The sequence below is a fragment of the Corynebacterium lujinxingii genome, assembly GCF_014490555.1.
In the GTDB taxonomy this organism is placed as follows: domain Bacteria; phylum Actinomycetota; class Actinomycetes; order Mycobacteriales; family Mycobacteriaceae; genus Corynebacterium; species Corynebacterium lujinxingii.
The window spans coordinates 1007931-1033228 of sequence record NZ_CP061032.1; the positions used below are offsets into that span (position 1 = coordinate 1007931).

Genomic DNA, 25298 nt, shown 5'->3' on the forward strand with positions numbered 1-25298 from the left:
CCAGAAGAGTCTGCGGAACTGGGCAACGTGATCACCGTGACCACCGTGACCACCGTGTCCTGCGTGGTCGTGACCACCGTGTCCTGCGTGGTCGTGACCACCGTGTCCTGCGTGGTCGTGACCACCGTGTCCTGCGTGGTCGTGACCACCGTGTCCTGCGTGGTCGTGACCACCGTGTCCTGCGTGGTCGTGACCACCGTGTCCTGCGTGGTCGTGACCACCGTGTCCTGCGTGGTCGTGACCACCGTGTCCTGCATGGGCCTCGTGAGCGTCATGCTCATGATGGCTGGCGTGCCCACCGGGTCCGGTGTCGGAGTGGGCGTGCCTGTCGTTCATGGTTCTGTCCTTTCGTTGCAATTCATGGTTGTGATCGGTTCGGCCGTGCTGGGGGCCTAGCACGGCGCCCGTCTCCTAGACTAATACCCCATAGGGGTATATGTCCAGGAGACTGTCTCCATGCGCGCAGCCGGACGTTTCGCCTTTCGTGCTCGCGGGACTACACTCCCGCGACATGCGAGTATTAGCGGCCATGAGCGGCGGAGTTGATTCATCTGTCGCTGCTGCGCGCCTGGTGGAGGCCGGCCACGATGTCGTCGGCGTGCACCTCGCGTTGAGCAAGGACGCGCAGCAGACGCGCGAGTCCGCCCGCGGGTGCTGCTCGCTCGAGGACTCCGCCGATGCGCGCCGCGTGTGCGACAAACTCGGCATCCCGTTTTACGTGTGGGATTTTTCGGACCGGTTCAAAGAAGAGGTCATCGACAACTTCGTCTGGTCCTACGAACACGGCGAGACCCCGAATCCGTGCCTGCGTTGCAACGAAAAAATCAAGTTCGCGGCACTTTTGGACCGCGCGGTCACGCTCGGCTTCGACGCGATCGCCACCGGGCACTACGCGATCATCGACGACGCCGGCAACCTCCGCCGCTCCACCGACCCAAAGAAGGACCAGTCGTACGTCCTCGGTGTGCTCACCCGCGACGAGCTGGATCGCTGCATTTTCCCGGTCGGCGACACGGAAAAGCCGCAGATCCGCGAGGAGGCCGCCCGCCACGGCTTCGCCACCGCGTCCAAGCCGGACTCCTACGACATCTGTTTCATCCCCGACGGCAACACCCAGGCGTTTCTGGGCCGCTCCATCGGCATGCGTCCCGGCATGATCAAGGACACCGAGGGCAACGAGCTCACCGATCACGACGGGGCGTTCCAGTACACGATCGGCCAGCGCAAGGGTCTGAACATCCGCAGGCCGGCCGCCGACGGCAAGCCGCGTTACGTCACGGACGTGGACACCGCCACCGGCACCGTGACCGTTGGCCCGCGCGAGGCGCTGAAGGTCAACGAGATCACCGCGGACCGCCTCAAAGTCCTCCACCCGGCGATGCAAGGCGAGTTCGAGGCCAACGTGCAGATCCGCGCCCACGGCGGGGTAGTAGCCTGCACCGCGCGTATCGACGACGACCGCATGACACTTACCCTCCACCAGCCCCTCGAGGGCGTGGCCCGCGGCCAGGCCGCCGTGCTCTACCTGCCGGACCCGGACGGCCAGGGCGACATCGTGCTCGGCTCCGGCACCATCTGCGCGACGGCATGATCGGGCCGACCGCCTTCGGGCTCGGCCCGCTTCCCGGCACAGATCTCGCAGCCGCCGCGGACGTAGTGCTCTCGGAGTCGCCACTGCCGCACATCCCGCAACTGCCGGACCGCGGTGCCGGCTTCGATCTCGTCGGCCGCACCGCCGCGCTGCTCGAGATCCCGATCGCTCCTGGCCCGCGCGGCTGGCGCGTGGCCGCCCGCAAGCGTGCAGACGCCGACCGCATGGCCCGCGACCTCGACCACCTCGAAGCCCTCTGGCACGGCAAGACGGACGCCGTCAAAGTCCAGCTCGCCGGCCCGTTCACGCTTGCCGCCGAGGTGGAGATGCCCAACGGCCACCGCATGATCACCGACCCCGGCGCGTTGCGCGATATCACCGACGCGCTCCTGCAGGCGAGTGCGGACCACGTGCGCGACGTCGAAACGCGCTTCGGCACTGCGGTGCTGCAACTCGACGAGCCGCGCCTCGGCGACGTCACCCGCGGCACCCTCAGGGGCGCGACCGATTACGAAACCATCGCCGCCATCCCGGAGCCGCAGGAAACGCTTACCCGCTTCGGTGAGCATCTGCTGAACACGCCTGTGCTTATCGACGACACCCCGTGGCTGACCTGCGATCCCCGCACCTGCAACCGCGACGCGTTGGCGAAGCTGCTCGACCAGGACACCCGCATCGCGATCCCGACGATGCAACCGCGCGAACTGTATCGGGTGTTCGATGAGATCCAGATCGACCCGGCTGCTACCCCCATCGATGTGTACGCCAAGGCCGCCGATGCGCTGCTGGGATACGCGGAAAATCTTCGCAACGCGCGCGAGATGCACCAAGAACTTACAGTAGAGGTATGACCAATACGCTGGAGTGGGTGAAAGAAACCACCAACTACGCAATGGGGGCGACCTTCGGAGCGATGTTTTTCGTCGTCTTTGGGTTGTTGATGGACGATCTCGTCCTCGGCGTGGCGTTTGGGGTGTTGTTCTTCATCGTCTTTTCCACGAATGAGGAATACGAGGCGTCGTTTGACGGCGAGACGCTGCGGATGGCGGACGAGCAATCCGAGACCGAACTTGACGTCGGCAGCATCGACACCGTGGAGTTCAGCGAGGGCGGCGCGATGGTGGTGCGCACTTCATCTGGGGAGACCCACGCGTTGGAATCGGGTGGGGATGACGAGGGGCTGCGTGCGTTCGTCGAGAAGCTGCAAGCTGCGCTTTAGCCCAGCATCGGCCAGCCGGGCAGCACGTTCGACGCGTCGCGCCCGTTGGCCTCGAAGTACTTCTTCCGGTCGTTTTGCATGTGGAAGTACTCCACGGCCTGGTACTCCATGAGATCGCCCGCGTCCATCTGCGCGAGATCCGGGTACGCCTTGCGCACCTGCACCCACGCCACACGCGCGGCCGCGAACGCGTCGGCGGTGGCCTCGTGCGCGTTGTCGATGCGCACCCCGTAGTGCTCGCACATCGCGGTCAGGTTGCGCGGGCCTTTGCGGTAGCGGTCCTTCGCCCGGTCGATGAGCAGCGGGTCGAACACCGGGCCGGTGACGGTGAAATCGCCGGTCAAGTTGCGCAGCACGGTCAGGTCGTAGGGGGCGTTGAACACGACGAGGGTCAGGCCGTCCTCCCAGCCCTTCTTGATCGCCTCGACGGTCTTGCGCACCACCTCGTCGTGGTCGCGGCCCTCCGCGCGCGCCTTCTCGGTGGTGATGCCGTGGACCTTCGCGGCGGCCTCCGGGATCTCCACACCCGGGTCGGCGAGGGTCTCGTTGGCGTCGACCACGCCGTCGTCGATACGCACAAGCGCCGAGGTGACCACACGGGCCTCGCGCGGGTTGGCGGAGGTGGTCTCCAGGTCGAAGGAGAGCATGCGGGAGGCGTCGAATGTGGCCATGCGGGTCATTGTAACTAGCCCGCCGACACACGACGGCTGAACGCTAAGCTCGGCTGCCGTGAGTGAAATTTCCGCTGATCTGCACCGCGAATGGGACGAACTGGCCGCCGAGGTACGCAAGCACCGCGACCTGTATTACAACGGCCAGCCGGTCATCACTGACGGCGAGTTCGACGAGCTGTTCCGCCGCCTCCAACAACTGGAGGAGGACCACCCGGAGTTAGCCGTGCCGGACTCGCCGACGAAGCAGGTTGGCGCGCCCGCCACCGACACCGCGTTCGCGGACGTGCGCCACCCCGAGCGCATGATGAGCCTGGACAACGTTTTTAACGAAGACGAGATGCGCGAGTGGCTCGTCAAGGCGCCGGGACCGTACCTGACAGAACTGAAGATCGATGGGCTATCCATCGACCTGGTCTACGAAAACGGCGAACTCACCCGCGCGGCCACGCGTGGCGACGGCACCACTGGCGAGGACATCACCGCCAACGCGCGCGTGATCGAGGACATCCCGCACCGGCTCACCGGCGACGCGCCCGCGTTCCTCGAGGTCCGCGGCGAGGTGTTCATCCGTCCCGAGGACTTCCCGGAACTCAACGAGCTGCGCCAACAAGAAGGCGGCAAACCGTTCGCCAACCCGCGCAACACCGCCGCCGGCGGCTTGCGCCAGAAGAACCCGGAGGACGTGAAAAAGCGCAAACTGCGCATGATCTGCCATGGCATCGGCGCGCGCGAGGGCTTCACCCCGAAAACCCAGCACGAGGCTTACGAGAAGCTCGCCGAGTGGGGGCTGCCGGTCTCCGAGTACACGCGCCGGGCCGAGACCGCCGACGAGGTGATCGAGGCCGTCAACTACTGGGGCGAGCACCGCAACGATGCGATCCATGAGATGGACGGGCTTGTGGTCAAGGTCGATAGCGTCTCCGAGCAGCGCCAACTCGGCGCCACCTCACGCGCGCCGCGCTGGGCCATCGCGTACAAGTATCCGCCGCAGGAAGTGACGACGAAACTCAACGACATCGAGGTCTCCGTCGGACGCACGGGACGTGCGACCCCGTTCGCGGTGCTCGAGCCGGTGTTCGTCTCCGGCTCCACGGTGTCCATGGCCACGCTGCACAACCAGCATGAGGTCGAACGCAAGGGTGTGATGATCGGCGACACCGTCGTGGTGCGCAAGGCCGGAGAGATCATCCCGGAGGTGTTGGGCCCGGTCGCGGATCTTCGCGACGGCACCGAGCGCGAGTTCGTCTACCCCGAAAACTGCCCCGTCTGCGGCACCAAACTCGCCCCCGCGAAGGAGGGCGACGCGGATTGGCGCTGCCCGAACACCCGCTCGTGCCCGGCGCAACTGTCGGCCAGGCTCGAGTACATCGCTTCACGCGGCGTGTTCGACATCGAGGCGCTCGGTGAGAAGGGCGCGCAGGATCTCATCGCCTCGGGTGTGCTTGTCGACGAAGCCGCGCTGTTTGACCTCACCGAAGACGACCTGAAGAAATCCAGCGTGTACACCCGCAAGGACGGCCAGGTCAACGCCGCCGGTAAGAAGTTGCTCGCCAACCTGGAGACCGCGAAGGACGCCGACCTGTGGCGTGTGCTCACGGGCCTGTCGATCCGCCACGTCGGCCCGACCGCCGCGCGAGCGCTCGCCTCGCGCTTCCACTCGGTGCAGGCGCTTATCGACGCCCCCGTGGCCGATCTCGCCGAAACCGACGGCGTCGGCCAGATCATCGCCGAGAGCTTCAAGGATTGGTTCACGGTGGATTGGCACCGGGCGATCGTCGATAGCTGGGCGGCCGCCGGTGTGACCATGGAATCGAGCGAGGAGGATCGCGCGCCGCAAACGCTGGAGGGGCTGACCATCGTCGCCACGGGCACGCTCGAGGGCTTCACCCGCGACGAGATCAAGGAGGCCATCCTGTCGCGCGGCGGCAAGGCGGCGGGCTCGGTGTCGAAGAAAACCGACTACGTGGTGGTGGGCGAAAACGCCGGCTCCAAGGCCACCAAGGCGGAGGAACTGGGTCGGCCGATCCTCAACGAAGCGCAGTTTGTGCAGCTGCTCGAGGGCGGCCCAGACGCGCTTGCCTAACTTGCTGGGCTGCTAACGCAGCATCGCGCCGACGATGCAACCGAGGTCGCCGATCTCGCGTACCTCCGACGCCAAAAAGTCCGGCCCGCCGACACGGCCGATGACCAGCACAAGGTCGGTGCCGTGCAGCGGAGTGACCGTGAGCGCGGTGCCCAACTGGTACCAAGACTCCGGCACCCATTCGTCGAAGTCGGGCTGCAAGATGCGTGCGCCGTCGATGTCCGGCATTTGGGGGTTCGAGCCGTCGTCCTCGGGCGCGGCGGGGGAGGCCGCCACGCGCTCAAGGCCGGTTTCCAGGGTGCGCAGCACCACCGCCCACGACGAGGTCACCGCGCTGGGCATGACGCGCACGAGTTCAGTGAGCGTTTCGCCCTGCTTGCCGGAGTGCGCCGCGATCTGGGCGAGCATCTGGATCTGCCCGCGACGGTCCACACGCCCGGTGAACGGGCGGATGGAATCCACCTCCGCGCCGTCGACGGAGGCCACGGCGGTGATCAACGTGTCCACCATGATGCCGGTCGGCAGCGTGACCACGATGTCGTCGGTGACGGTGCCGTCGTGGGAGGTCTCGACGATGTCCACGGAGTTGATGTCGGCATCCACGATGCCGAAGGCCTCGGCAAGCTGGCCGAGGCTGCCCGGGACGTCGGGGAGAGATACGCGGATGAGGTACGACATGGCCTTATTTATAGCAATTTGGTACATCGGAAGCGGGTGTACGGTCGAAAACACAACAAGTTTCCAACTGAGGAGGAGCACCATGAGCCGCACCGAAATCCCGCAGACTACACTCGCTGGAGCCGAACCCCGCGCTGTAGGGGACGCGTTGCTTCGCGACGACGCGAAGTTGGCCCGAGACGGCAAGGAGGTCGTCGTCACGGGCAACGCTCTTGCCCGCGAAGTGGCGGAACACCCCGAGCAGTTCTCGTCGGGTGTGTCGCGTTTTCTGCAGTTGCCCAACGGCCTCGACGGCGACAAGCACACCGAGATGCGTGCGTTGATCGACCGTTACCTCACTGCGGAGGAGGTCGGGCAGCTCGATCCGATGTTCCGCAAGATCGCGCGCGACCTGGCGGAACAGGCGGTGTCGACCGGTGAAGTCGACGCCGTCGGCGACTTGGGCGCCCAGTACGCGGTTCAGGCGATGACCGCGTGGCTCGGATGGCCGACTGAGCTCAACGACACCCTCGTGGAATGGGTGGCGGACAACAACGCGGCCACCCGGTCCGGTGAGCTCGAGCGCACCGCAGCTGTCGCGGAGCGCTTCGACGACATCATCCGCTCCGTTGTCGAACCGCTCCAAGACAACCCGGACGATTCGGTCACCTCGCGGCTCGTCCACGATGACAGCCTCGGACGCCGTCTAGAGTTCGAGGAAATTGTGTCCGTGCTGCGCAACTGGACCGCGGGCGATCTGAGCTCAATGGCTTACTGCATCGGAGTGGTGCTCGACGCGCTTATCCGACACCCGGAGCTGCAAGACCGTCTCGCTGGCGGCGTGTCGCAGAAGGAGTTCACTGCGATTGCGGACGAGATTCTCCGCGCCGATTCGCCGTTTGTGAGCAACCGGCGCGTGACCACGTGCCCCGTCACGCTCGGCGGGCACGAACTGCCGGAGGGACAGCGGGTCCGCATCCACTGGACCGCGGCGAATCGCGACCCGGACGTGTTTTCCAACCCGGACGCCTTCGAGCCGGATACAAACGCAGGCGACAACCTGGTGTGGGGCGCAGGCCCTCACGCGTGCCCGGGCAAGGCGCTGTCGATCGTCGAGCTGCAGGCGTTCGTCGAGGAGCTGCTTGCGGCCGCGGAGGTCACCAGCGCCGGCGAGGGCGAGCGTGAGGTTCACCCGGTTGGTGGTTGGGCGTCGTTGCCGGTGCGCCTTACCGCCCGCGGGTAAGCGAATTGCCGTGACGTAAGATAAGGCGCGTTAATCGCAATCCACGTGATGGACGAAGGGATGGGACTGTGGCTGAGATTTCACGCGACGAAGTGTCGCGCATCGCACGCCTCGCGCGAATCGCGCTGAAAGACGAGGAGCTGGACGACATCGCCCAGCAGCTGGACACGATCGTGGAAGCTGTGTCGAAGGTCCAGGGCGTGGACACCGAGGGCGTGACCCCGATGAGCCACCCGCACTCCATCGACGCCGGTATGCGTGAAGACGTGGAGAAGAAGACGCTCACCCAGGCTGAGGCGCTCGACCAGGCGCCGGCCGTGGAGGACGAGCGTTTCGTGGTTCCGCAGATTCTGGGAGAGGGAGACTAAACGATGACGCAGTACACGATTCCGGCTGACGGGCTCGTCGCTAAGCCTGCCCACGAACTGGCGGCCATGATCCAGGCTGGCGAGGTCACCTCCCGCGAGGTCACGCAGGCGTTCCTCGACCGCATCGCGGAGATTGACGACGAACTCGGCGCCTTTCTCCACGTCGGCGCCGACGAGGCGCTCGCGGCCGCGGACAAGGTCGACGAGCAGGTCAAAAACGGCGGCAAGCCGGCGTCCGCGCTCGCGGGTGTGCCGCTGGCGCTGAAGGACCTGCTGGTGACTACCGACGCGCCGACGACGGCGGCGTCGAAGATGCTCGAGGGTTACATGAGCCCGTACGACGCGACCGTGGTTAAAAAACTGCGCGACGCCGGTATCCCGATTCTGGGCAAGACGAACCTGGACGAGTTCGCGATGGGGTCTTCGACGGAGAACTCCGCGTACAAGCAGACCAAGAACCCGCACGACCTGGAGCGCGTCCCAGGCGGTTCCGGCGGCGGCACCGCAGCGGCGCTCGCCGCCGGTGAGGCCCCGCTGGGTATCGGTACGGACACGGGCGGCTCGATCCGCCAGCCGGCGTCGCTCACCGGCACCGTGGGCGTGAAGCCGACCTACGGCGGCGTGTCGCGCTACGGCGTGATCGCGTGTGCGTCCTCACTTGACCAGGTCGGTCCGTGTGCGAACAACGTGCTGGACACTGCGCTGTTGCACGAGATCATCGGTGGCCACGACGAGTTCGACGCCACCTCCGTCGACCGCGAGGTGCCGGCGCTTGCCGACGCCGCACGCGAAGGCGCATCCGGAGACCTGAAAGGCCTCAAAATCGGCCGTGTGAAGCAGTTCGAGCGCCCGGGCACCCAGGAGGGTGTCAAGGAGGCCATCGACAAGGCGTACGCGCAGCTCGAGGCCCAGGGCGCGGAGATCGTCGAGGTCGACTGCCCGAGCTTCGAGGACGTCATGGGTGCGTACTACCTCATCCAAACCTCCGAGGTGAGCTCGAACCTCGCACGCTTCGACGGCATGCGCTACGGCCAGCGCGCCGGCGACGACGGCACCCGCTCCGCCGAGGAAGTCATGGCCGCCACCCGCGGCGAAGGCTTCGGCGCCGAGGTCAAGCGCCGCATCATCCTGGGCACTTACGCGCTGTCCGTGGGCTACTACGACGCGTACTACCTGCAGGCGCAGCGCGTGCGCACGCTCGTGGCACAGGACTTTGCCAAGGCGTTCGAGGCCTGCGACGTCATCGCCGCCCCGGCCGCACCCACTACCGCCTTCAAGTTGGGCGACAAGGTGGACGACCCGCTGGCGATGTACAACTTCGACCTGTTCACTCTGCCGTTGAACCTGGCCGGTCTGCCCGGCATGTCGGTTCCGGCAGGTGAGGCCTCCGACACCAACCTGCCGGTGGGCCTGCAGTTGATCGCCCCGGCGTTCGAGGACGCACGCCTCTACCGCGTGGGTGCCGCTTTTGAAGCCGGCCGTTAACCCCTGGAATACCCTCGCAGCCCTGGCTGCGGGGTATTTTCTTGTCCTCATCGACCAGGGCTTCATGCCCGTTATCACCCCGTTGCTGCCGTACGAAGTCGGCAGCGCAGTGTGGCTGACCAGCGTGTACCTGTTGTGCACCGTCGCTCCCATGCCCGCCACCGGCAAGCTTGGCGACGCCTTCGGGCAACGCCGCATGTTCCTCACCGGCTTAGCCATCTATGTCGCAGCGCTAGCGTTCGCAGGCGCGTCGTGGTCGTTCGGCTCGCTGGTGGTTGCCCGCGGCTTGCAGGGTTTCGGTGCCGCGGTGTTTTTGCCGCAGGCGTTCGGGTTGATCCCGCGCGTATTCGCCGAGGACAAGCAAGGCAGAGCGTTCGCGGTGTGGGGCGTCATCGGGTCGGTGGCATCCCTCATCGGCCCGGTGGCCGGCGGCGCGATCGCACAGTCTCAGGGCTGGCGTGCGGCGTTTTACGCGCAAGCGGCGGTGGGCGCGGCTGCGCTTGTCGCCGGTCTCGTCGCGCTGCCGAGGTTGCAGGCAACGGGGGAGCGGGTCACGCTGCTGCCGGTGCTGCTGTCGTTCGGCGGGTTGGGGCTTTTGGTCTACGGCATCCAGTTCGGCCAGCTCCCGTCGATTCTGTTCGGCGCGCTGTTGCTGGGCCTGCTGCTGATGAGCGCCCGCAACGGCACCGACGGCGGGTTCTTGCCGGTTGATCTCATGGGCGACCGGTCGTTTGCCCTCGGCACCATCGGCGTAGCGGCGATGGGCTTTACGGTCGCCTCGATGTTCATCCCGTTGATGTACTGGCTGCAGACCGTCGCCGGTGCCTCGCCGTCGGCCTCGGGGCTGATCACCGCGCCGATGTCGGTCCTCGCGCTCGTGCTCACCCCGGTGGCGGGATACCTGACGGACCGCCGCGACCCGGGCAAGCTCAGCGCGGCCGGGTTCGCGGTCTCCGCCGCGGCGCTCGTGCTCGCCATCGTGCTCATCCAGGCGGATGCGAACCTGTGGTGGTTCACCGCGGTTACGGCGTTGCTCGGCATCGGCGGGGCGTTTGTGTGGGCGCCGAACGCGGCGGTGACCATGCGCGGCATTGACGAGCGCGAGACCGGCGCGGCCTCCGGGTTGTACAACACTGCCCGCCAGGTCGGCAGCGTGCTCGGCGTCGCGCTTGTGGGAGTGGTGTTGGCCTCGGGCGACATCGATGCCACTGCCGGCAAAGCGCTGGCGCTTCCGGTTGTGGCGATGGTGGTGGGCGTGGTGTCGTCGATAAGCATCGCTCCGCGAAACCGCACCGCGCGCTAGGCTGGCGGACATGCGACTTGCCACCTTGACCTCCGGGGGCGATTGCCCCGGCCTTAACGCCGTGATCCGCGGCATCGTGCGGACGGCGAGCAACGAGTACAACTCCACCGTCGTGGGTTACCTCGACGGGTGGGTCGGACTCATCGACGACAACCGGGTGGATCTTTACGACGACGCCTATATGGACTCGCTGCTACTGCGCGGCGGCACCATCCTGGGCACCGGCCGGCTGCACCCGGACAAGTTCAAAGCCGGCATCGACACGATTAAGGCGAACCTCGACGACGCCGGTATCGACGCGCTCATCGCCATCGGCGGTGAAGGAACCTTAAAGGGCGCGAAGTGGCTCTCCGACAACGGCATCCCGGTCGTCGGCGTGCCTAAGACCATCGACAACGACGTCGCCGCCACCGACTACACGTTCGGCTTCGACACAGCAGTGTCCGTGGCCACCGACGCCATCGACCGGCTGCACACCACCGCCGAGTCTCACAACCGCATTCTCATCGTCGAGGTCATGGGCCGCCACGTCGGCTGGATCGCGCTGCACGCAGGCATGGCCGGTGGCGCGCACTACACCGTCATCCCAGAAGAGCCCTTCGACATCGCCGATATCTGCAAGGCCATGGAGCGCCGCTTCCAGATGGGGGAGAAGTACGGCATTATCGTCGTTGCCGAAGGCGCCGTGCCGAAGGAAGGCACGATGGATGCCGGCCTCGGCGAAGAGGACGAGTTTGGCCACAAAACCTTCAACGGCATGGGGCAGATCATTGGCGACGAAGTGAAAAAACGCCTCGGCTACGACGTGCGCACTACGGTGCTCGGCCACACTCAGCGTGGCGGCACACCGACGGCGTACGACCGCGTGCTGGCCACCCGCTACGGCGTGCACGCCACCCGCGCCGCGCATGACGGCAACTTCGGCAAGTGTGTCGCGCTGCACGGCGAGAACATCGACCTCGTGGCGCTCGAGGACGCCGTCGCGCAGTTGAAGACAGTCCCGGAAGGCCGCTACGCCACGGCGAAGGCGATGTTCACTTAATCTCGGCGCCCGATCTTGCGGCTGCGCGCGTACAGCCAAATCCCGCCAATCCAAGAAAAGGCGATAACCGCGAAGAAGGCAACGGTGGCAGCGACCTCGTTGGGCAGCTCCGCCGCGGAGTTGAACACGGCGTGGGCGGCGTAGCCGACGACGTACCAGCCGACGAGCCGACCTACGCGCCAAAGGAGGGACTTGTCCGGCCGGCACAGGAAGCAGCCGAGGCCCCACGCACTTAACCCGGTGAATACCGCATGTGCCCACGGTACGGCCGCGGTGCGCATGCCGATGGCGATGAGCGCACCTTCGACGTCGGAGTTGAGGTGTTCCAACGCGCCTTGCAGGATGTAGATCGTGTTTTCCGCAGCGGAGAAACCGAACCCGACGGCGATAGCGACGGTGACTGCCTCGATCGGGCGGCGGATGCGAAAGACCATTGTGCACAGTACGAAGACTGCGGTGAACTTCAGTAGCTCCTCCGCGGTCGGCGAGAGCAGCCCGAAAACGAGGTCGTCGAAGCCGAGCCGGCTTTGCAACACTTTGACGGTGTTGTTTGCGAAAACCGTGGGGGACAGCAGTGCCGCGCCGGCGAAAAAGCCCGCGAAGATGAATGCTGGAGTGGCGCTGCCAATCCTGCCGGGGTGGTTGCGCAATGCCAGCCAGGCGATGAGCAACCAGCAGGCGCCGATCAGAGCGCTTATACCTGCGGTAGCGGGGTTGAACGGCATGTCAGCGAGGTAGAACGCCGTCCATCCTGCGGCGGCGAGGAAAAGGGCCGCCGCGATAAGGCGCAGTATGGGTGTGGATTTCATAGTTACTGTGCCTCCTTCAAGTCTTCAGCCGGGGCTGCATCAACGAGCCGCGCGGCGAGATCGTGGGCATCCGGTCCGCCGATTGTGAAAAAGCGGGTGGATGCGCCGTCGGCGACGGATACAGCGACAAGCGCGTATTCCCCGGTCTCCTCGCTGCGTTTCACCCATACGCCGTCGCGCGGGTTCTCGACACCGTCGGGGTCTACCGAGGGCGCAAGCTTTGCGGCGCGGTAGACGCGGGCGATCGCGTTTTCCTGGTCGTCCGGGGTGGCCTCGGTGCGGGCCATGATCCGGGTGTCGGCGCAGTCCCAGACGCGGGTGCGGCTCGTGAAATTAGACGAGCTCGCGCACTTCAGCGTGCCGTCGCCGTCCGAGATGGCGAGGCCGCCGATTTCGACGGGCTGCTCTGACGCGCCCGACGGGTCAGTGGCATCGCCAACGGCACGCGGCACGACCAAGACGATCGTTACAAAGACAAAAAGAATAACTCCGAGCACGACCGGTGCCCGGGAAACGTTCGAATCATTCATAATGGCGCATACGATACAACCGAAGCGTTCCGCCCGCAGCGGTGGCTAGGCTCGTCGTTATGCACGATCGCATTCCCGACCCTTGCCGTCTGCTTATCGTCGGCATCAACCCCGGCCGCCTCACCGAAGAAGTGGACGCGCCGTTTGCGTACCCCGGCAATAGGTTCTGGCCGGCGCTTGAGGCAGCCGGCATCACTCCGTACCGCGTCCATGCCGACAAAGGTTTGCGTGACGACGACGCCACCATGCTGGCCGATCTCGGCATCGGATTTACCAACCTGGTGAACCGGATGACACCGCGTGCGTCCGAGCTCACCCGCGAAGAGATGGTGCAAGGAGGACAGGTGGTGCGGGACGCCGTCGCTAAGCACCAGCCCAAGGCCGTGATGTTCGCAGGTATCGGTGCATACCGCGATGCTTACCGACGACCAAAGGCAACCCGCGGCCTCCAGCCCGAGACCCTTGCCGGGGTGCCGGTGTGGGTGGTGGGCAACCCGAGCGGGCTCAACGCGCACGAATCGGTGGCGTCCCTGGCGGAGAGCTACCGCGAGGTGTGGGATTCCACCGCGTGAGAGCCTAAGCGCGACAGTCTCATAACGTGGAAGTAGTATCCCACGTTATGAGCAACGCGCATGTGAACGCCAAGTCAGCCGAGGACCGCTCGGCATTCTTCGCAACTCTCGGCTTTCCGCTACTGGTGATTGTGGGTGGCGTGGTCGGCTATTTCGCTCCCGGGGCAGTCGCGCCGATATCCGGATGGACCACGTGGTTGCTCGGTCTTGTGATGTTCGGCATGGGACTGACACTCACTGGAAAAGACTTTGCATATGTGGCGAAGCATCCCTTGCCGGTGTTGGTTGGCGTAGTCGCGCAGTTTGTCATCATGCCGCTGGTGGCTGTGGCAGTGACGTGGGTGCTGGGTCTGCCGCCTGAGATTGCCGCCGGTGTCATTCTGGTTGGCTGCACGCCGGGTGGTACTGCCTCCAACGTGGTTAGTTATCTCGCGCGAGGCGACGTCGCTTTGTCGGTGACTATGACCTCGGTATCCACCCTGCTCGCTCCACTGTTGACACCGCTGCTTACCCTCTGGTTGGCCGGTCATCATATGTCCGTCAGTGCCGGTGCAATGGCGTGGTCCATCGTGAAGATGGTGTTGTTGCCAGTCACACTCGGATTTGCAGTTCGCCTGCTCGCACCACGTGCGGTGCAGGCGGTGTTGCCTGGCCTGCCCTGGGTTTCTGTGGTTGCTATTTCTATGATCGTTGCCATTGTTGTTTCTGGTTCGCGCGACAAGCTCCTGGAAGCTGGTCTCGTCGTCCTGCTGGCTGTGGTTCTGCATAACTTGTTTGGTCTGGTGTTGGGGTACCTCACCGGAAAATTCGCGCGGCTGCCGGAAGCGAGCGCGAGGACACTTTCCATCGAGGTGGGCATGCAAAACTCCGGGATGGCTGCCACGCTCGCGACTGCCTATATGAGCCCGCTGGCGGCCCTGCCGGCAGCAGTGTTTTCCGTCTGGCATAACCTCTCTGGTGCCATGACGGCGGCGGTGTTCCGCACCCGCGATAACAGCCGGTAGTAGGCAGCCTTCACGGGTCCGGCGCTCGGTCGCCGGATTACCGCCGTCCCATCAAACGCGAGTGGGGTAGCGGGCACTACACTTAGCGACCATGACTGCCTACGATCTGATGGATTACGACGAGGTACTGGAAAAGTACGACCCGGTGATGGGCCTGGAGGTCCACGTCGAGCTCGCGACCGAGACGAAGATGTTTTCCACCTCCTCCGCCCACTTCGGCGCGGAGCCGAACACAAACGTCGACCCGGTCTCCCTTGGGCTGCCGGGCGCGCTGCCGGTGGTCAACGCCAAGGGCGTGGAGTGGGCCATCAAGATCGGTCTGGCACTCAATTGCAAGATCGCCGAGTCCTCCCGCTTTGCGCGCAAGAACTACTTCTACCCGGACCAGCCGAAGAACTACCAGATTTCGCAGTACGACGAGCCGATTGCTTACGACGGCTACCTCGACGTCGTGCTCGAGGACGGCACCGAGTGGCGCGTGGAGATCGAGCGCGCCCACATGGAGGAAGATACCGGAAAGCTCACTCACCTGGGCTCCGCCTCCGGCCGCATCACGGGTGCTACCGCGTCGCTGGTGGACTGCAACCGCGCGGGTATCCCGCTTATCGAGATCGTGACTAAGCCGATCATCGGCGCCGGCGAGCGCGCCCCCGAGGTGGCCAAGGCATACGTCGGTGCCCTGCGCGAGCTGGTCAAGGCGCTCGGCGTCTCTGACGCGCGCATGGACCAGGGCAGCATGCGTTGCGACGCCAACGTCTCCCTGCGCCCGGTGGGCCAGGAGGAGTTCGGCACCCGCACCGAGACGAAGAACATCAACTCGCTCAAGTCGGTCGAGCAGGCAGTGCGCTTCGAGATGCAGCGCCAGGCGGCCGCGCTGGATAACGGCGAGGAGATCGTTCAGGAGACCCGCCACTACCAGGAAAAGGACGGCACCACCTCGAAGGGCCGTCCGAAGGAAGAAGCTTCCGATTACCGCTACTTCAACGACCCGGACCTGCCGCCGGTGATTGCGAAGCCGGAATGGGTTGAGGAAATCCGAGCGACGCTGCCGGAGCTGCCGTGGGTGCGCCGCGCGCGTATCCAGGAGGAGTGGAAGCTGCCGGAAAAGGAGTTCCGCGACCTGGTCAACGCCGGTGCGCTCGACCTCATCGTGGACACGGTCGAGGCGGGTGCGACCCCGGACGAGGCGCGCGCCTGGTGGGTGTCCTACATCGCCGGCAAGGCCAACGAGGCGGGCAAGGACCTCGACGCACTCGGCGTGACAGCACACGACGTCGCGCGCGTGGTTGAGCTGGTCAAGGAAGGCAAGCTGACCACGAAGCTGGGCCGTCAGGCCATCGACGGCGTGATTGAGGGGGACGGCAACGTGGACGAGGTCGTCGCCAAGCGCGGCCTCGAGGTGGTGCGTGACGACGGCGCCATCGAAAAGGCTGTCGACGAAGCGCTGGCCGCGAACCCGGACATCGTCGAGAAGTACCGCGCCGGCAACAAGAAGGTCACCGGCGCCATCGTGGGTGCCGTGATGAAGGCGACCCAGGGCAAGGCAGACCCGGGCCAGGTCAACCAGCTGATCGCGAAGAAGTTGGCTGAGTAGCAACGAAGCGTGCGGCGCTGGAGCAACCTGTAGTGGTTACCGACCGAGGTGAGCCTTCGCATGTCTTGCTCTCGATCGATGCCTACCGTCGTCTCTCAGGTAAAGACTCAGGGTGGGTGGCATCGATTCAGATGCCGGAAGATGACATCGATTTTGATCCACCGCGAGTAGGGTTCGCGCCGCGGAGCGTCGACTTTTGAGGTACTTGCTTGACACCAACGTGATCAGCGAGTTACGCAAGCCGCCGGGTCGGGTGCATGCAGGAGTTGCTGGCTGGGCGAACTCGCTACCGGAGGACTGGGAACTGTAAGGAACCCCCGCAACGAAAGGCCCCGGCCAGGATTGCCTTGGCCGGGGTGTTGTCGTCGGTAAGCGGGCTACTTGTCCTCGGGCTTCACGGCCGGGAACTCGCCAGTTTTGTACATCTCCTCGTAGGACTGCCAGTGGATGTCCTCACCAGGAGTGTCGGGGGCGCCGGCGTAGGAGTCGGACTCGGGATCGAGCGCCGGGACGGTCTTGATGTCGAAGTCGCTGGAGGAGTCCGCGTGCATATCGGCCGCGACCTCCTCCTGCACGGACTGCCAGAGGTCCTTGCCGCCAACGTTGGACCCGGAGGTCAGCTCGTCGACCTCGTTGCGCTCCTCGCCGGTGAGGTCGTCGGCTTCCGGATCAAGTTGGGTGCTCGCAAGTTCCGCGAGGCGTTCGCGGCGGCCGGTCTCGTCCTGAATGTCCTTGCGGTCGCGGAACCAGGCGACACCCATGACGATGCCGAGCACCAGGCCGAGGTAGCCCAGCACCGGATAGACCCAGCCGACCAGATCCGCGAAACCGATGAACGACAGCGCGAACCCGACAGCGACAACGGCGAAGTAGTACGGGCGGAACTTGCCCGGCTTGTCGTTGCTCAGACGGCGACCGAGCGCGTAGAACAGGCCGACGGCGGTGTTGTAGATCATCAGGTAGATCACGATGGAGACGAACACGCCGACAGACGGGTGCATGTTGTCGAAGACCATGAGCAGTGGAAGGTCCGCGTCCATGACGTCTTCCATGTTGCAGAAGAGGATGAACACCAAGATCATCAGCAGGACGGCGAACATGACGCCGCCGAGCAGGCCGCCCTTACCTGTCTGCGCCGGGTTCATGTGAGAGCCGGCGAAGACCAGCATCATGGAGGTGTCCATGATCATCACCAGCGTGGCGTAGTTCAGCGCGGTGATCAGCCAGTTGTCGAACGTGCCGGAGGCGTGCGGGTTCGTCTGGGCGATCTCGTTGATGTAGCCGAAATCGTCCGGAATGTTCATCAGGGTGATGACAAACGCGCCGAGCAGGCAGATAATCAGCAGCGGCGTGATAAAAGAAATCACACTGGTGAGTTTGTCCACGTCCAGGAAGCCAGACAGCACGAGCAACACGACCATGATGGCCGAGCCGACCCAGGTGGGGAAGCCGAACTGCTGCTCCATGTTGGCGCCGGCGCCGGCGACCATGACAAACCCGATGCAAAACAGGGTGAACATGGTGGTGATGTCCATGTACTTGGCCAGCCACGGTCTGGACACGCTGCGGAAGACAACACTGTGGTTATCTGCCAGGTAGTAGGAGCCCAGCTGGTAGACCCAGGCACTGAACACGGCGATCGCGGTACCGGCCACGGCGGCGCCAAGGATGCCCCAGTAACCGAACGACAGGAAGTACTGGATCACCTCCTGGCCGGACGCGAAGCCCGCGCCCACGGTCAGGCCCACGAGCGCGAGGGCGATCTTGAAGGTTTTAGCCATCGAGATAAGTCCTTATATAAATCAACGTAAAGGGTTTAGAGCGGGGAGTACGGTAACACCATTGTCGGCCTAGCGCGAACTCGAGCGGAGGATATTCGTGCAGCGCACCCGGCGAGTTGACAGAGCATTCATAGGTTTTCGCCTAAATTGTGGGGCATGGCTAAAAACCCACGCGATCTCACGCCCGATGACATCAACAACCTGGAACACACCGCCGACGTGCCGGAATACACCGGCGACAATGCCACCGAGGTGTTTCAGCAGCCGAACAAGGCAACCGAAGAGGTGCACCTGAGCGCCGATAAGGCCGCGCAGACTTCCCGCACGGAACCTGCGCCGGTGACATCCGCGTTCACCCGCGAGTCGGAGACCATCGCCCCGGCAGCGTCGACCACCTACGTTGAAGAGACCGTCGAGCCGGCGCCGGTCGAGCCGGCCGCGCCCGTCGTGGTTGAAGAAGAGGAGACGCGCCGCGGCACCACCGACCTCGGCCTGTTCCTGCTTCGCCTATTCCTCGGCGCCTACCTGATCATCGATTCGGTGGGCACCTTCTTCCGCCTTGGCGGCAACGAAGGCATCTCCGGGCTCGAGAACGCGTTCGCGGACTACCCGTACGGCAACGGCCTGGCCGTTGTGGTGCCGACCCTCGAGTTGGCCGCCGGCGTGTTCCTCGTCTTGGGTCTGCTCGGTCCGATCGCGGCGGGTGTCGCAATCGCGGTCACCGGCTTCCTCGCGCTGCACGCCATCGAGGCTGCGGACACCTTCAACGTTTTCGCCTGGAACGCGGAGACTTGGGTGCCGGTGATGCTGCTCGCCGCGTCGCTTGCGGTCCAGTTCACCGGCCCGGGCCGCTACGGCATCGACGCCTCCCGCGGTTGGGCGAAGCGCCCGCTGGTCTCCTCCTGGATCTGCGCTCTGGTTGGTCTTGCGGCAGCCGGGTTGGCCTGGTGGTTCGGCACCGGCATCAACCCGTTCGCCTAATTTAATCCACCTGGCGCACAGCGCCCTTATCGGCACTGGTGGCCATCTTCGCGTACGCGCGCAACGCCTTCGACACCTCACGGCCCCGGTTCGGCGTCCAGGGGTTGTCGGAGGCGTCCATAGCTTCACGACGAGCCCGCAGCTCCTCCTCCGGCACATCCAACTTCAACTCGCGGTTGGACACGGAGATCGAGATGGCATCGCCGTTTTCGATCAGGCCGATCAGGCCACCTGCCGCAGCCTCGGGGGAGATGTGGCCGATGGACAGGCCCGAGGTGCCGCCGGAGAAGCGGCCGTCGGTGATCAGCGCGCACTTCTTGCCCAGGCCGGCGCCCTTGAGGAAGGACGTCGGGTGCAGCATCTCCTGCATGCCCGGGCCACCTGCGGGACCTTCGTAGCGGATGACCACAACCTCGCCCTCGAGCACCTCGCGGTTGAGGATCATGGACACCGCCTGCTCCTGCGAGTCGACCACTCGCGCGGGTCCGGTGAACTCCCACAGGCCTTCCTCCACGCCGGCGGTCTTCAAAATCGCGCCGTCCGGTGCGAGGTTGCCGCGCAGCACAACCAGGCCACCGTCGGAGGTGAACGGGTGCTCGACGTCGTGGATGACACCATTTTTCGCGTCGGTGTCCAGGTCTGACCAGCGTGCGCTTTGCGAGAACGCTTCGGTCGTGCGCTGCCCGCCAGGCGCGGCGTGGTAGAGCTCGAGCGCCTCGTCGGTTGCGGTGCCGCTGCGGATGTCCCAGTCGGCGAGCCATTCGCTTAGCGACGAGTAGGCGATCGAGTGCACACCATCATTGAGCAGACCAGCGCGGTGGAGTTCGCCCAAGATGGCGGGGATGCCGCCGGCGCGGTGCACGTCTTCGACGTGGGCGTCGCCGTTTGGCGCGACCTTGGACAGACATGGGATCTGGTGGGACAGGTCGTCGATGTCGTTGAGGTCGAAATCGACCCCACCTTCCTGCGCCGCGGCGAGGATGTGCAGGATCGTGTTTGTGGAGCCGCCCATCGCCATATCCAGCGCCATAGCGTTGCGGAACGCGTCGACGGTGGCGATGTTGCGCGGCAGGACGGATTCGTCGCCCTGGCCGTAGTAGCGCTCGCACAGATCCATCACAGTTTGGCCGGCCTGTTCAAACAGATCGCGGCGCGCGGTGTGGGTGGCCAATGTGGTGCCGTTGCCCGGCAACGACAAGCCGAGTGCTTCCGTCAGGCAGTTCATGGAGTTCGCGGTGAACATGCCTGAGCAGGACCCGCAGGTGGGGCAGGCGCTGTTGGCGATATCGTCGAGCTCCGTGTCTGAGACGGAGTCGTTGGCGGACAGCGAGATTGCATCGACAAGATCCGACTTCGGCTTGGTTACCCCGCCGACGGAGAAGGCCTTGCCTGCCTCCATCGGCCCGCCGGAGACGAACACAGCCGGGATGTTCAGACGCATCGCGGCGTTGAGCATGCCCGGGGTGATCTTGTCGCAGTTGGAGATGCACACCATGGCGTCCACGGTGTGGGCGTTGACCATGTACTCCACCGAATCGGTGATGATTTCGCGCGACGGTAGGGAGTAGAGCATGCCGGAGTGCCCCATGGCGATGCCGTCGTCGACAGCGATGGTGTTGAACTCCTTGGGCACACCGCCGGCCGCGCGCACGGCGTCGGCCACGATGTCGCCGACTTCCTTGAGGTGGACGTGCCCCGGCACGAACTGGGTGTAGGAGTTCACGATGGCCACGATCGGTTTGCCGAATTCGTGCTCGCCGGTGCCGGTGGCGCGCCACAGGGCGCGGGCGCCAGCAGCCTGGCGGCCGACGGTGGTGACGCGTGAGCGAAGCGGGATCATTGGGCTTACTCCTTAGGTTCGTTCGCGGAAGGGCGCGGTCCGGGCAGGTCGGGGTGTTCGGCCACGTAGTCGTCGTACTCCTTGCGTGTGAGCAGCACCCGGTAGCCCTCTTTATCGATGATTTCGTACTTGCCGTCGGCGGCTTCCTGCGCAGCAGTAATCACATCGGTGATGCGGCCGTTCGAGGCCTCCGCCAAATCCGGCAACGAGTTGAACGTTACGCCGGGCAGCGGATATTCGGTGCCGTCGGTCGTCGTTAAGCGAGCCTGCGAGCCCTTGAACGCGATGCCGGCGAGCTTCTCCCACGGCAAAAACGCGTTCTTGCGCACGAGGTATTTCGTGGCGATGCCTTTCTCGCTCACCGTGGTGGACGATGCGAGCACCCACGCCAACCAGACGGCGGGGAAGATGAGCAGCCAGAACAGGTATTTCGGGGCCCAGAGAATTCCCATGAGCGCGATACCGGTCGCGATAAGGATTGCGAGGATGTGCTCGCGCGTGGGTCTGAAGACTTTCGGGGATGTTTCCAGCGTGGCAGCCATACATCGGCATGCTAGTCACCGCTGCCACGGGGAATGGAACCGGAGTGCGGGGGCAGGGGTCGTCGTCAAGCGTGAGCGATGAATAAAAATACGCGGGGAGTGCGGTGGCTCACTAATGTGATGCTCATGTTCACTCAGCGACTTGTAATTATTCTTCCCTCTCGGCGCTTGCCGTAGCGGGTTGTTTTACACGCCGCAGAACACACCAAGCGCCCTCGAGAGCACACGCTCACCGGGGGCTTTTATTTTTAGGATTTCGAGCAAGGAGCGTGCAACGGTGGCAGGTTCACAACCAACCCCCGCAACGGAGGCCAATGGGCCGGAGCGAATGACGGGCGCACAAGCGGTCGTCCGGAGCCTGGAAGAACTGGGCACGGAGATTGTCTTCGGCCTGCCAGGCGGCGCGGTGCTTCCGCTTTACGACGCCCTCTTCGACGCCGAGAAACTCCGCCACGTGCTGGTGCGTCACGAGCAGGGTGCAGGACACGCGGCGGAAGGCTACGCGGTGGCCTCGGGCAAGGTCGGCGTGTGCATCGCCACCTCCGGCCCGGGCGCGACCAACCTGGTGACCGCAATCGCGGACGCGCACCTGGATTCGGTGCCGCTGGTTGCCATCACCGGTCAGGTCGGTTCGCCGCTGCTGGGCACCGACGCGTTCCAGGAGGCCGACATCCGCGGCATTACGATGCCGATCACCAAACACAACTTCATGGTCACCGACCCGGACGAGATCCCGTACGCGCTCGCCGCGGCGTTTCATATCGCCTCGACCGGACGTCCGGGGCCGGTGCTGGTGGACATCCCGAAGGACATCCAGAACGCGGTGATCGACTTCAACTGGCCGCCGACCATCGACCTGGCCGGGTACAAGCCGAACACGAAGCCGCACAACCGCCAGATTGCGCAGGCCGCGAAGATGATCGCCGAAGCCAAGCGCCCGGTGCTCTATATCGGCGGCGGCGTCGTCAAGGCGGAGGCCCACAAGCAGTTGGCCGAGTTCGTGGAGGCGACAGGCATCCCGGTGGTGACCACTCTCATGGCGCTCGGCGCGTTCCCGCAGTCGCATCCGCTGTACCTGGGCATGCCGGGCATGCACGGCTCGGTGCCGGCTGTCGGCGCGTTTCAGGAGTCCGATCTGCTCATCGCGGTTGGCACGCGTTTCGACGACCGCGTCACCGGCGACACCGACACCTTCGCCCCGCTGGCCAAGGTTATCCACGCCGATATTGACCCGGCGGAGATCGGCAAGATCCGCGCCGTGGACGTGCCGATCGTCGGCGATGCCAAACGTGTCCTGTCCGAGCTGACCGATTGCTTCAGCGAATCCGGCAAGACTAAGGCCCCGGACATCGCGCTCTGGATCGAGCGGTTGCAGGGGCTGAAAGATCGCTTCCCCCGTGGTTACGACAAGCACGCCGACGGCACGCTAGCGCCGCAGTACGTCATCGAGACACTGTCTCGGCTGGCGGGTCCGGACGCGTACTACTGCTCGGGCGTGGGCCAGCACCAGATGTGGTCAGCGCAGTTCGTCGACTTTGAAACCCCGCGCCACTGGATCAACTCCGGCGGTGCCGGCACGATGGGCTACGCCATCCCAGCGGCGCTCGGTGTCAAGGCCGCGCATCCGGAGGCCGAGGTGTGGGCCATCGACGGCGACGGCTGCTTCCAAATGACCAACCAGGAGATCACCACCGCGGCACTCGAGGGCTTCCCGTTCAAGGTCGCGCTGATCAACAACGGTAACCTGGGCATGGTGCGCCAGTGGCAGACGCTGTTTTACGACGGCCACTATTCCCACACGAAGCTCGGAGGGGAGACTTATGTGCCGGACTTCGTCCAGCTCTCCGAGGCGCTCGGCGCGGTGGCGATCCGAGTGACCACAGAAGAAGAAGTCGAGCCCGCCATCCAGCGCGCCCGCGAGATCAACGACCGGCCTGTGGTCATTGAGTTCATCGTCGGCGAGGACGCCCAGGTGTGGCCGATGATCGCCGCCGGGTCGTCGAATAGCGACATCGAGTACGCGCGCGGTATGCGTCCGTTCTTCGACGAGGAAGAGTCCGCCGCGGAATCGCCCGCGGCAATCAGCGAAACGATCGAGACCGCCGTGGCGGAGCAGGAAGGGAACTAACACCATGACGCAACCAGAAGCAATCACCCGCCACACGCTGTCGGTGCTGGTGGAGGACGTGGACGGCATCATCACCCGCGTCACCGCGCTGTTTACCCGCCGCGCTTACAACCTGGTCTCCCTCGTCTCCGCGAAGACATCGAAGGAAGGCATTAACCGCCTTACCGTCGTCGTCGATGCGACGGAGCGCTCGGTCGAGCAGATTGTCAAGCAGCTCTACAAACTCATCCAGGTGCTCAAGGTGCAGCAGCTGGATAGCGACACCACCGTCGGCCGCCAACTCCTGTTGGTCAAAGTCACCGCGGACAACCAAACCCGCCCGCAAGTGGTGGATGCGGCGAACCTGTTCCGCGCCCGCGTCGTCGACGTTGCCGTGGACTCCGTGGTCATCGAAGCGACGGGGGAGAGCTCGAAGCTCAAGGCGTTTTTGGAAGTCATGGACTCCTTCGGGATCCGCGAGCTGGCGCGCTCCGGCACAGTCGCGCTCACCCGCGGCTCGAAAACCATGACAGTGCCCGACTAAACAACAAAGCTCGAGGCGGCTGTGTCATAATGTGAAACGTCCGTCTCACAAGATGAAGGAAGTAGTGAGGAAACATGGCTATTGAAGTGCTTTACGACCAAGACGCAGACCTGTCCCTGATCCAGGGCAAGAAGGTCGCAATCATTGGCTACGGCTCCCAGGGTCACGCCCACGCGCAGAACCTGCGCGAGTCGGGCGTCGAGGTTGTCGTCGGCCTTCGCGAAGGCTCCAAGTCCGCCGAGAAGGCCCGCGAGGCTGGCTTCGAGGTCAAGACTAACGCCGACGCCGCAGCATGGGCCGACGTGATCATGCTGCTCGCCCCGGACACCTCACAGGCGAAGATCTTCACCGAAGACATCGAGCCGAACCTCAAGGACGGCGACGCACTGTTCTTCGGCCACGGCCTGAACATCCATTTCGACCTGATCACCCCGGCTGACAACATCACCGTCGCCATGGTCGCTCCGAAGGGCCCGGGCCACCTGGTGCGCCGCACCTTCGCCGACGGCAAGGGCGTGCCTTGCCTCATCGCTGTCGACCAGGACCCGAAGGGCAACGGCCGCGACCTTGCCCTGTCCTACGCCGCTGCCATCGGCGGTGCCCGTGCGGGTGTCATCCCGACCACCTTCGAGGCGGAGACCGTCACCGACCTCTTCGGCGAGCAGGCAGTGCTCTGCGGTGGCCTGGAAGATCTCATCATGGGCGGTTTCGACGTCCTCGTCGAAGCCGGCTACGAGCCGGAGATGGCCTACTTCGAGTGCCTCCACGAGATGAAGCTGATCGTCGACCTCATCTACGAAGGCGGCATCGCCAACATGAATTACTCCATCTCGGACACCGCTGAGTTCGGTGGCTACCTGTCGGGCCCGCGCCTTATCGACGACAGCGTCAAGGGCCGCATGCGCGACATCCTGAAGGACATCCAGGACGGCACCTTTACCAAGCGCCTCGTCGCAAACGTCGAAGGCGGTAACAAGGAGCTCGAAGACCTGCGCGAGAAGGTCTCCAACCACCCGATCGAAAAGACTGGTGCGGAACTTCGCGACATGATGAGCTGGGTGAAGAACCCGCTCACCGACACCGCCCGCTAAACCAGCAGGTGCTCCGCCCCCGGGCCGCATGCGCGGTCGCCGGGGGCATTGTCGTGTCCGGGGTTCCCGGCGTTGGCTCCTCTCCTGTAAACCGCCCCGGTGCCGGAAACTGGCCAGATGTGAGGGGCAGGATGTGAAGGGTCCGCCATCGATGGGTGGGGTGCTTGTTGGCGACGGCGACCCCCTCACATCCTGCCCCTCACAAATAGACCGGCTCGGCGCCCAGGATGCTTACCCC

25 protein-coding genes are annotated in these 25298 nt (G+C 64.8%); 18 read left to right on the plus strand and 7 right to left on the minus strand.

The window, feature by feature from the left end:
• The first annotated feature begins 36 nt into the window (after window positions 1-36).
• The 4 genes from IAU68_RS11420 (at window position 37) to IAU68_RS05040 (ending at window position 2810) form a co-directional block, all read left to right on the plus strand.
• A complete protein-coding gene (locus IAU68_RS11420) occupies window positions 37-396 on the plus strand; it encodes a hypothetical protein (protein WP_223111949.1) in 360 nt (119 codons plus the stop codon).
• 115 nt (window positions 397-511) lie between these two features.
• A complete protein-coding gene (mnmA, locus tag IAU68_RS05030) occupies window positions 512-1591 on the plus strand; it encodes a tRNA 2-thiouridine(34) synthase MnmA (protein WP_171193440.1) in 1080 nt (359 codons plus the stop codon).
• Window positions 1588-2442: a uroporphyrinogen decarboxylase/cobalamine-independent methonine synthase family protein gene (locus IAU68_RS05035; RefSeq protein WP_171193439.1), complete on the plus strand. Its 855-nt coding sequence runs from the start codon at window positions 1588-1590 to the stop codon at window positions 2440-2442. Before mnmA ends, IAU68_RS05035 begins: the two co-directional genes overlap by 4 nt.
• Window positions 2439-2810 carry a hypothetical protein gene (locus tag IAU68_RS05040; RefSeq protein ID WP_171193347.1) on the plus strand — a complete coding sequence of 124 codons (372 nt, stop codon included), beginning with the start codon at window positions 2439-2441 and terminating at the stop codon, window positions 2808-2810. Before IAU68_RS05035 ends, IAU68_RS05040 begins: the two co-directional genes overlap by 4 nt.
• Here IAU68_RS05040 and IAU68_RS05045 read toward each other — a convergent pair.
• Complete coding sequence (locus IAU68_RS05045) at window positions 2807-3481, minus strand: 3'-5' exonuclease (protein ID WP_171193438.1); 675 nt, start codon at window positions 3479-3481, stop codon at window positions 2807-2809. The two genes, IAU68_RS05040 and IAU68_RS05045, sit on opposite strands and share 4 nt — an antisense overlap.
• Window positions 3482-3539: 58 nt before the next feature.
• Between IAU68_RS05045 and ligA the strand changes: the two genes are divergently transcribed.
• On the plus strand, window positions 3540-5567 hold the full coding sequence (gene ligA, locus IAU68_RS05050; protein ID WP_171193437.1) for an NAD-dependent DNA ligase LigA: 2028 nt from the start codon (window positions 3540-3542) through the stop codon (window positions 5565-5567).
• 12 nt (window positions 5568-5579) lie between these two features.
• On the opposite strand, the gene IAU68_RS05055 is transcribed toward ligA, so the two are convergent.
• On the minus strand, window positions 5580-6245 hold the full coding sequence (locus tag IAU68_RS05055; RefSeq protein ID WP_171193436.1) for an ACT domain-containing protein: 666 nt from the start codon (window positions 6243-6245) through the stop codon (window positions 5580-5582).
• 82 nt (window positions 6246-6327) lie between these two features.
• Here IAU68_RS05055 and IAU68_RS05060 point away from each other — a divergent pair, with 82 nt between their 5' ends.
• The 5 genes from IAU68_RS05060 (at window position 6328) to IAU68_RS05080 (ending at window position 11665) form a co-directional block, all read left to right on the plus strand.
• A complete protein-coding gene (locus IAU68_RS05060) occupies window positions 6328-7467 on the plus strand; it encodes a cytochrome P450 (RefSeq protein ID WP_171193435.1) in 1140 nt (379 codons plus the stop codon).
• A gap of 68 nt (window positions 7468-7535) precedes the next feature.
• Window positions 7536-7835, plus strand: a complete 300-nt coding sequence (gatC, locus tag IAU68_RS05065; protein WP_171193434.1) for an Asp-tRNA(Asn)/Glu-tRNA(Gln) amidotransferase subunit GatC — start codon at window positions 7536-7538, stop codon at window positions 7833-7835.
• A gap of 3 nt (window positions 7836-7838) precedes the next feature.
• Window positions 7839-9320 carry an Asp-tRNA(Asn)/Glu-tRNA(Gln) amidotransferase subunit GatA gene (gene gatA, locus IAU68_RS05070; RefSeq protein WP_171193433.1) on the plus strand — a complete coding sequence of 494 codons (1482 nt, stop codon included), beginning with the start codon at window positions 7839-7841 and terminating at the stop codon, window positions 9318-9320.
• The gene (locus IAU68_RS05075; protein WP_171193432.1) at window positions 9304-10623 is read left to right on the plus strand and encodes an MFS transporter; all 1320 of its coding nucleotides are present in this window, start codon (window positions 9304-9306) and stop codon (window positions 10621-10623) included. The genes gatA and IAU68_RS05075 overlap by 17 nt, the downstream gene beginning before the upstream one ends.
• Before the next feature lie 10 nt (window positions 10624-10633).
• On the plus strand, window positions 10634-11665 hold the full coding sequence (locus IAU68_RS05080) for an ATP-dependent 6-phosphofructokinase (protein ID WP_171193431.1): 1032 nt from the start codon (window positions 10634-10636) through the stop codon (window positions 11663-11665).
• On the opposite strand, the gene IAU68_RS05085 is transcribed toward IAU68_RS05080, so the two are convergent.
• Window positions 11662-12474, minus strand: coding sequence for a PrsW family glutamic-type intramembrane protease (locus IAU68_RS05085; RefSeq protein WP_171193430.1), 813 nt, complete (start codon window positions 12472-12474; stop codon window positions 11662-11664). The genes IAU68_RS05080 and IAU68_RS05085 overlap by 4 nt on opposite strands.
• Window positions 12475-12476: 2 nt before the next feature.
• Complete coding sequence (locus IAU68_RS05090; RefSeq protein WP_171193429.1) at window positions 12477-13004, minus strand: hypothetical protein; 528 nt, start codon at window positions 13002-13004, stop codon at window positions 12477-12479.
• A 59-nt stretch (window positions 13005-13063) separates the two neighbouring features.
• Here IAU68_RS05090 and IAU68_RS05095 point away from each other — a divergent pair, with 59 nt between their 5' ends.
• From IAU68_RS05095 to IAU68_RS05110, 4 genes are all read left to right on the plus strand, one after another.
• Window positions 13064-13576 (plus strand): mismatch-specific DNA-glycosylase, encoded by a 513-nt coding sequence (locus tag IAU68_RS05095; RefSeq protein ID WP_171193428.1) that lies wholly within the window; start codon window positions 13064-13066, stop codon window positions 13574-13576.
• Between the two features lie 47 nt (window positions 13577-13623).
• Entirely contained in the window at window positions 13624-14580 is a 957-nt protein-coding gene (locus IAU68_RS05100) for a bile acid:sodium symporter family protein (protein WP_171193427.1), read from the plus strand.
• A gap of 91 nt (window positions 14581-14671) precedes the next feature.
• Window positions 14672-16174, plus strand: coding sequence for an Asp-tRNA(Asn)/Glu-tRNA(Gln) amidotransferase subunit GatB (gatB, locus tag IAU68_RS05105; RefSeq protein WP_171193426.1), 1503 nt, complete (start codon window positions 14672-14674; stop codon window positions 16172-16174).
• 17 nt (window positions 16175-16191) lie between these two features.
• Window positions 16192-16374, plus strand: coding sequence for a type II toxin-antitoxin system prevent-host-death family antitoxin (locus IAU68_RS05110; RefSeq protein ID WP_171193646.1), 183 nt, complete (start codon window positions 16192-16194; stop codon window positions 16372-16374).
• A 177-nt stretch (window positions 16375-16551) separates the two neighbouring features.
• Here IAU68_RS05110 and IAU68_RS05115 read toward each other — a convergent pair whose 3' ends face one another.
• Window positions 16552-17955, minus strand: a complete 1404-nt coding sequence (locus IAU68_RS05115) for a YkvI family membrane protein (RefSeq protein WP_171193425.1) — start codon at window positions 17953-17955, stop codon at window positions 16552-16554.
• 156 nt (window positions 17956-18111) lie between these two features.
• Here IAU68_RS05115 and IAU68_RS05120 point away from each other — a divergent pair, with 156 nt between their 5' ends.
• Window positions 18112-18936 (plus strand): DoxX family protein, encoded by an 825-nt coding sequence (locus tag IAU68_RS05120; RefSeq protein WP_171193424.1) that lies wholly within the window; start codon window positions 18112-18114, stop codon window positions 18934-18936.
• Window position 18937: 1 nt separating this feature from the next.
• On the opposite strand, the gene ilvD is transcribed toward IAU68_RS05120, so the two are convergent.
• Window positions 18938-20776, minus strand: a complete 1839-nt coding sequence (gene ilvD / locus IAU68_RS05125; RefSeq protein WP_171193423.1) for a dihydroxy-acid dehydratase — start codon at window positions 20774-20776, stop codon at window positions 18938-18940.
• Window positions 20777-20781: 5 nt separating this feature from the next.
• Complete coding sequence (locus tag IAU68_RS05130; protein WP_171193422.1) at window positions 20782-21318, minus strand: PH domain-containing protein; 537 nt, start codon at window positions 21316-21318, stop codon at window positions 20782-20784.
• Between the two features lie 328 nt (window positions 21319-21646).
• Between IAU68_RS05130 and IAU68_RS05135 the strand changes: the two genes are divergently transcribed.
• The 3 genes from IAU68_RS05135 to ilvC all read left to right on the plus strand — a co-directional run bounded on the left by IAU68_RS05135 (window position 21647) and on the right by ilvC (window position 25060).
• Entirely contained in the window at window positions 21647-23446 is a 1800-nt protein-coding gene (locus IAU68_RS05135) for an acetolactate synthase large subunit (RefSeq protein WP_231699103.1), read from the plus strand.
• Between the two features lie 4 nt (window positions 23447-23450).
• Window positions 23451-23969 carry an acetolactate synthase small subunit gene (ilvN, locus tag IAU68_RS05140; protein ID WP_171193421.1) on the plus strand — a complete coding sequence of 173 codons (519 nt, stop codon included), beginning with the start codon at window positions 23451-23453 and terminating at the stop codon, window positions 23967-23969.
• A 74-nt stretch (window positions 23970-24043) separates the two neighbouring features.
• A complete protein-coding gene (gene ilvC, locus IAU68_RS05145) occupies window positions 24044-25060 on the plus strand; it encodes a ketol-acid reductoisomerase (RefSeq protein ID WP_171193420.1) in 1017 nt (338 codons plus the stop codon).
• The last annotated feature ends 238 nt before the right edge of the window (window positions 25061-25298 follow it).

Coding starts and splice junctions, on each gene's coding strand:
- mnmA (WP_171193440.1), top strand. CDS start 512: ATGCGAGTATTAGCGGCCATGAGCGGCGGAGTTGATTCATCTGTCGCT.
- gatB (WP_171193426.1), top strand. CDS start 14,672: ATGACTGCCTACGATCTGATGGATTACGACGAGGTACTGGAAAAGTAC.
- ilvC (WP_171193420.1), top strand. CDS start 24,044: ATGGCTATTGAAGTGCTTTACGACCAAGACGCAGACCTGTCCCTGATC.
- IAU68_RS05120 (WP_171193424.1), top strand. CDS start 18,112: ATGGCTAAAAACCCACGCGATCTCACGCCCGATGACATCAACAACCTG.
- IAU68_RS05130 (WP_171193422.1), bottom strand. CDS start 21,318: ATGGCTGCCACGCTGGAAACATCCCCGAAAGTCTTCAGACCCACGCGC.
- IAU68_RS05045 (WP_171193438.1), bottom strand. CDS start 3,481: ATGGCCACATTCGACGCCTCCCGCATGCTCTCCTTCGACCTGGAGACC.
- ilvN (WP_171193421.1), top strand. CDS start 23,451: ATGACGCAACCAGAAGCAATCACCCGCCACACGCTGTCGGTGCTGGTG.
- IAU68_RS05040 (WP_171193347.1), top strand. CDS start 2,439: ATGACCAATACGCTGGAGTGGGTGAAAGAAACCACCAACTACGCAATG.
- IAU68_RS05080 (WP_171193431.1), top strand. CDS start 10,634: ATGCGACTTGCCACCTTGACCTCCGGGGGCGATTGCCCCGGCCTTAAC.
- ilvD (WP_171193423.1), bottom strand. CDS start 20,776: ATGATCCCGCTTCGCTCACGCGTCACCACCGTCGGCCGCCAGGCTGCT.
- IAU68_RS05055 (WP_171193436.1), bottom strand. CDS start 6,245: ATGTCGTACCTCATCCGCGTATCTCTCCCCGACGTCCCGGGCAGCCTC.
- IAU68_RS05100 (WP_171193427.1), top strand. CDS start 13,624: ATGAGCAACGCGCATGTGAACGCCAAGTCAGCCGAGGACCGCTCGGCA.
- IAU68_RS05085 (WP_171193430.1), bottom strand. CDS start 12,474: ATGAAATCCACACCCATACTGCGCCTTATCGCGGCGGCCCTTTTCCTC.
- IAU68_RS05060 (WP_171193435.1), top strand. CDS start 6,328: ATGAGCCGCACCGAAATCCCGCAGACTACACTCGCTGGAGCCGAACCC.
- IAU68_RS05135 (WP_231699103.1), top strand. CDS start 21,647: ATGACGGGCGCACAAGCGGTCGTCCGGAGCCTGGAAGAACTGGGCACG.
- IAU68_RS05090 (WP_171193429.1), bottom strand. CDS start 13,004: ATGAATGATTCGAACGTTTCCCGGGCACCGGTCGTGCTCGGAGTTATT.
- gatA (WP_171193433.1), top strand. CDS start 7,839: ATGACGCAGTACACGATTCCGGCTGACGGGCTCGTCGCTAAGCCTGCC.
- IAU68_RS05115 (WP_171193425.1), bottom strand. CDS start 17,955: ATGGCTAAAACCTTCAAGATCGCCCTCGCGCTCGTGGGCCTGACCGTG.
- IAU68_RS05095 (WP_171193428.1), top strand. CDS start 13,064: ATGCACGATCGCATTCCCGACCCTTGCCGTCTGCTTATCGTCGGCATC.
- IAU68_RS05035 (WP_171193439.1), top strand. CDS start 1,588: ATGATCGGGCCGACCGCCTTCGGGCTCGGCCCGCTTCCCGGCACAGAT.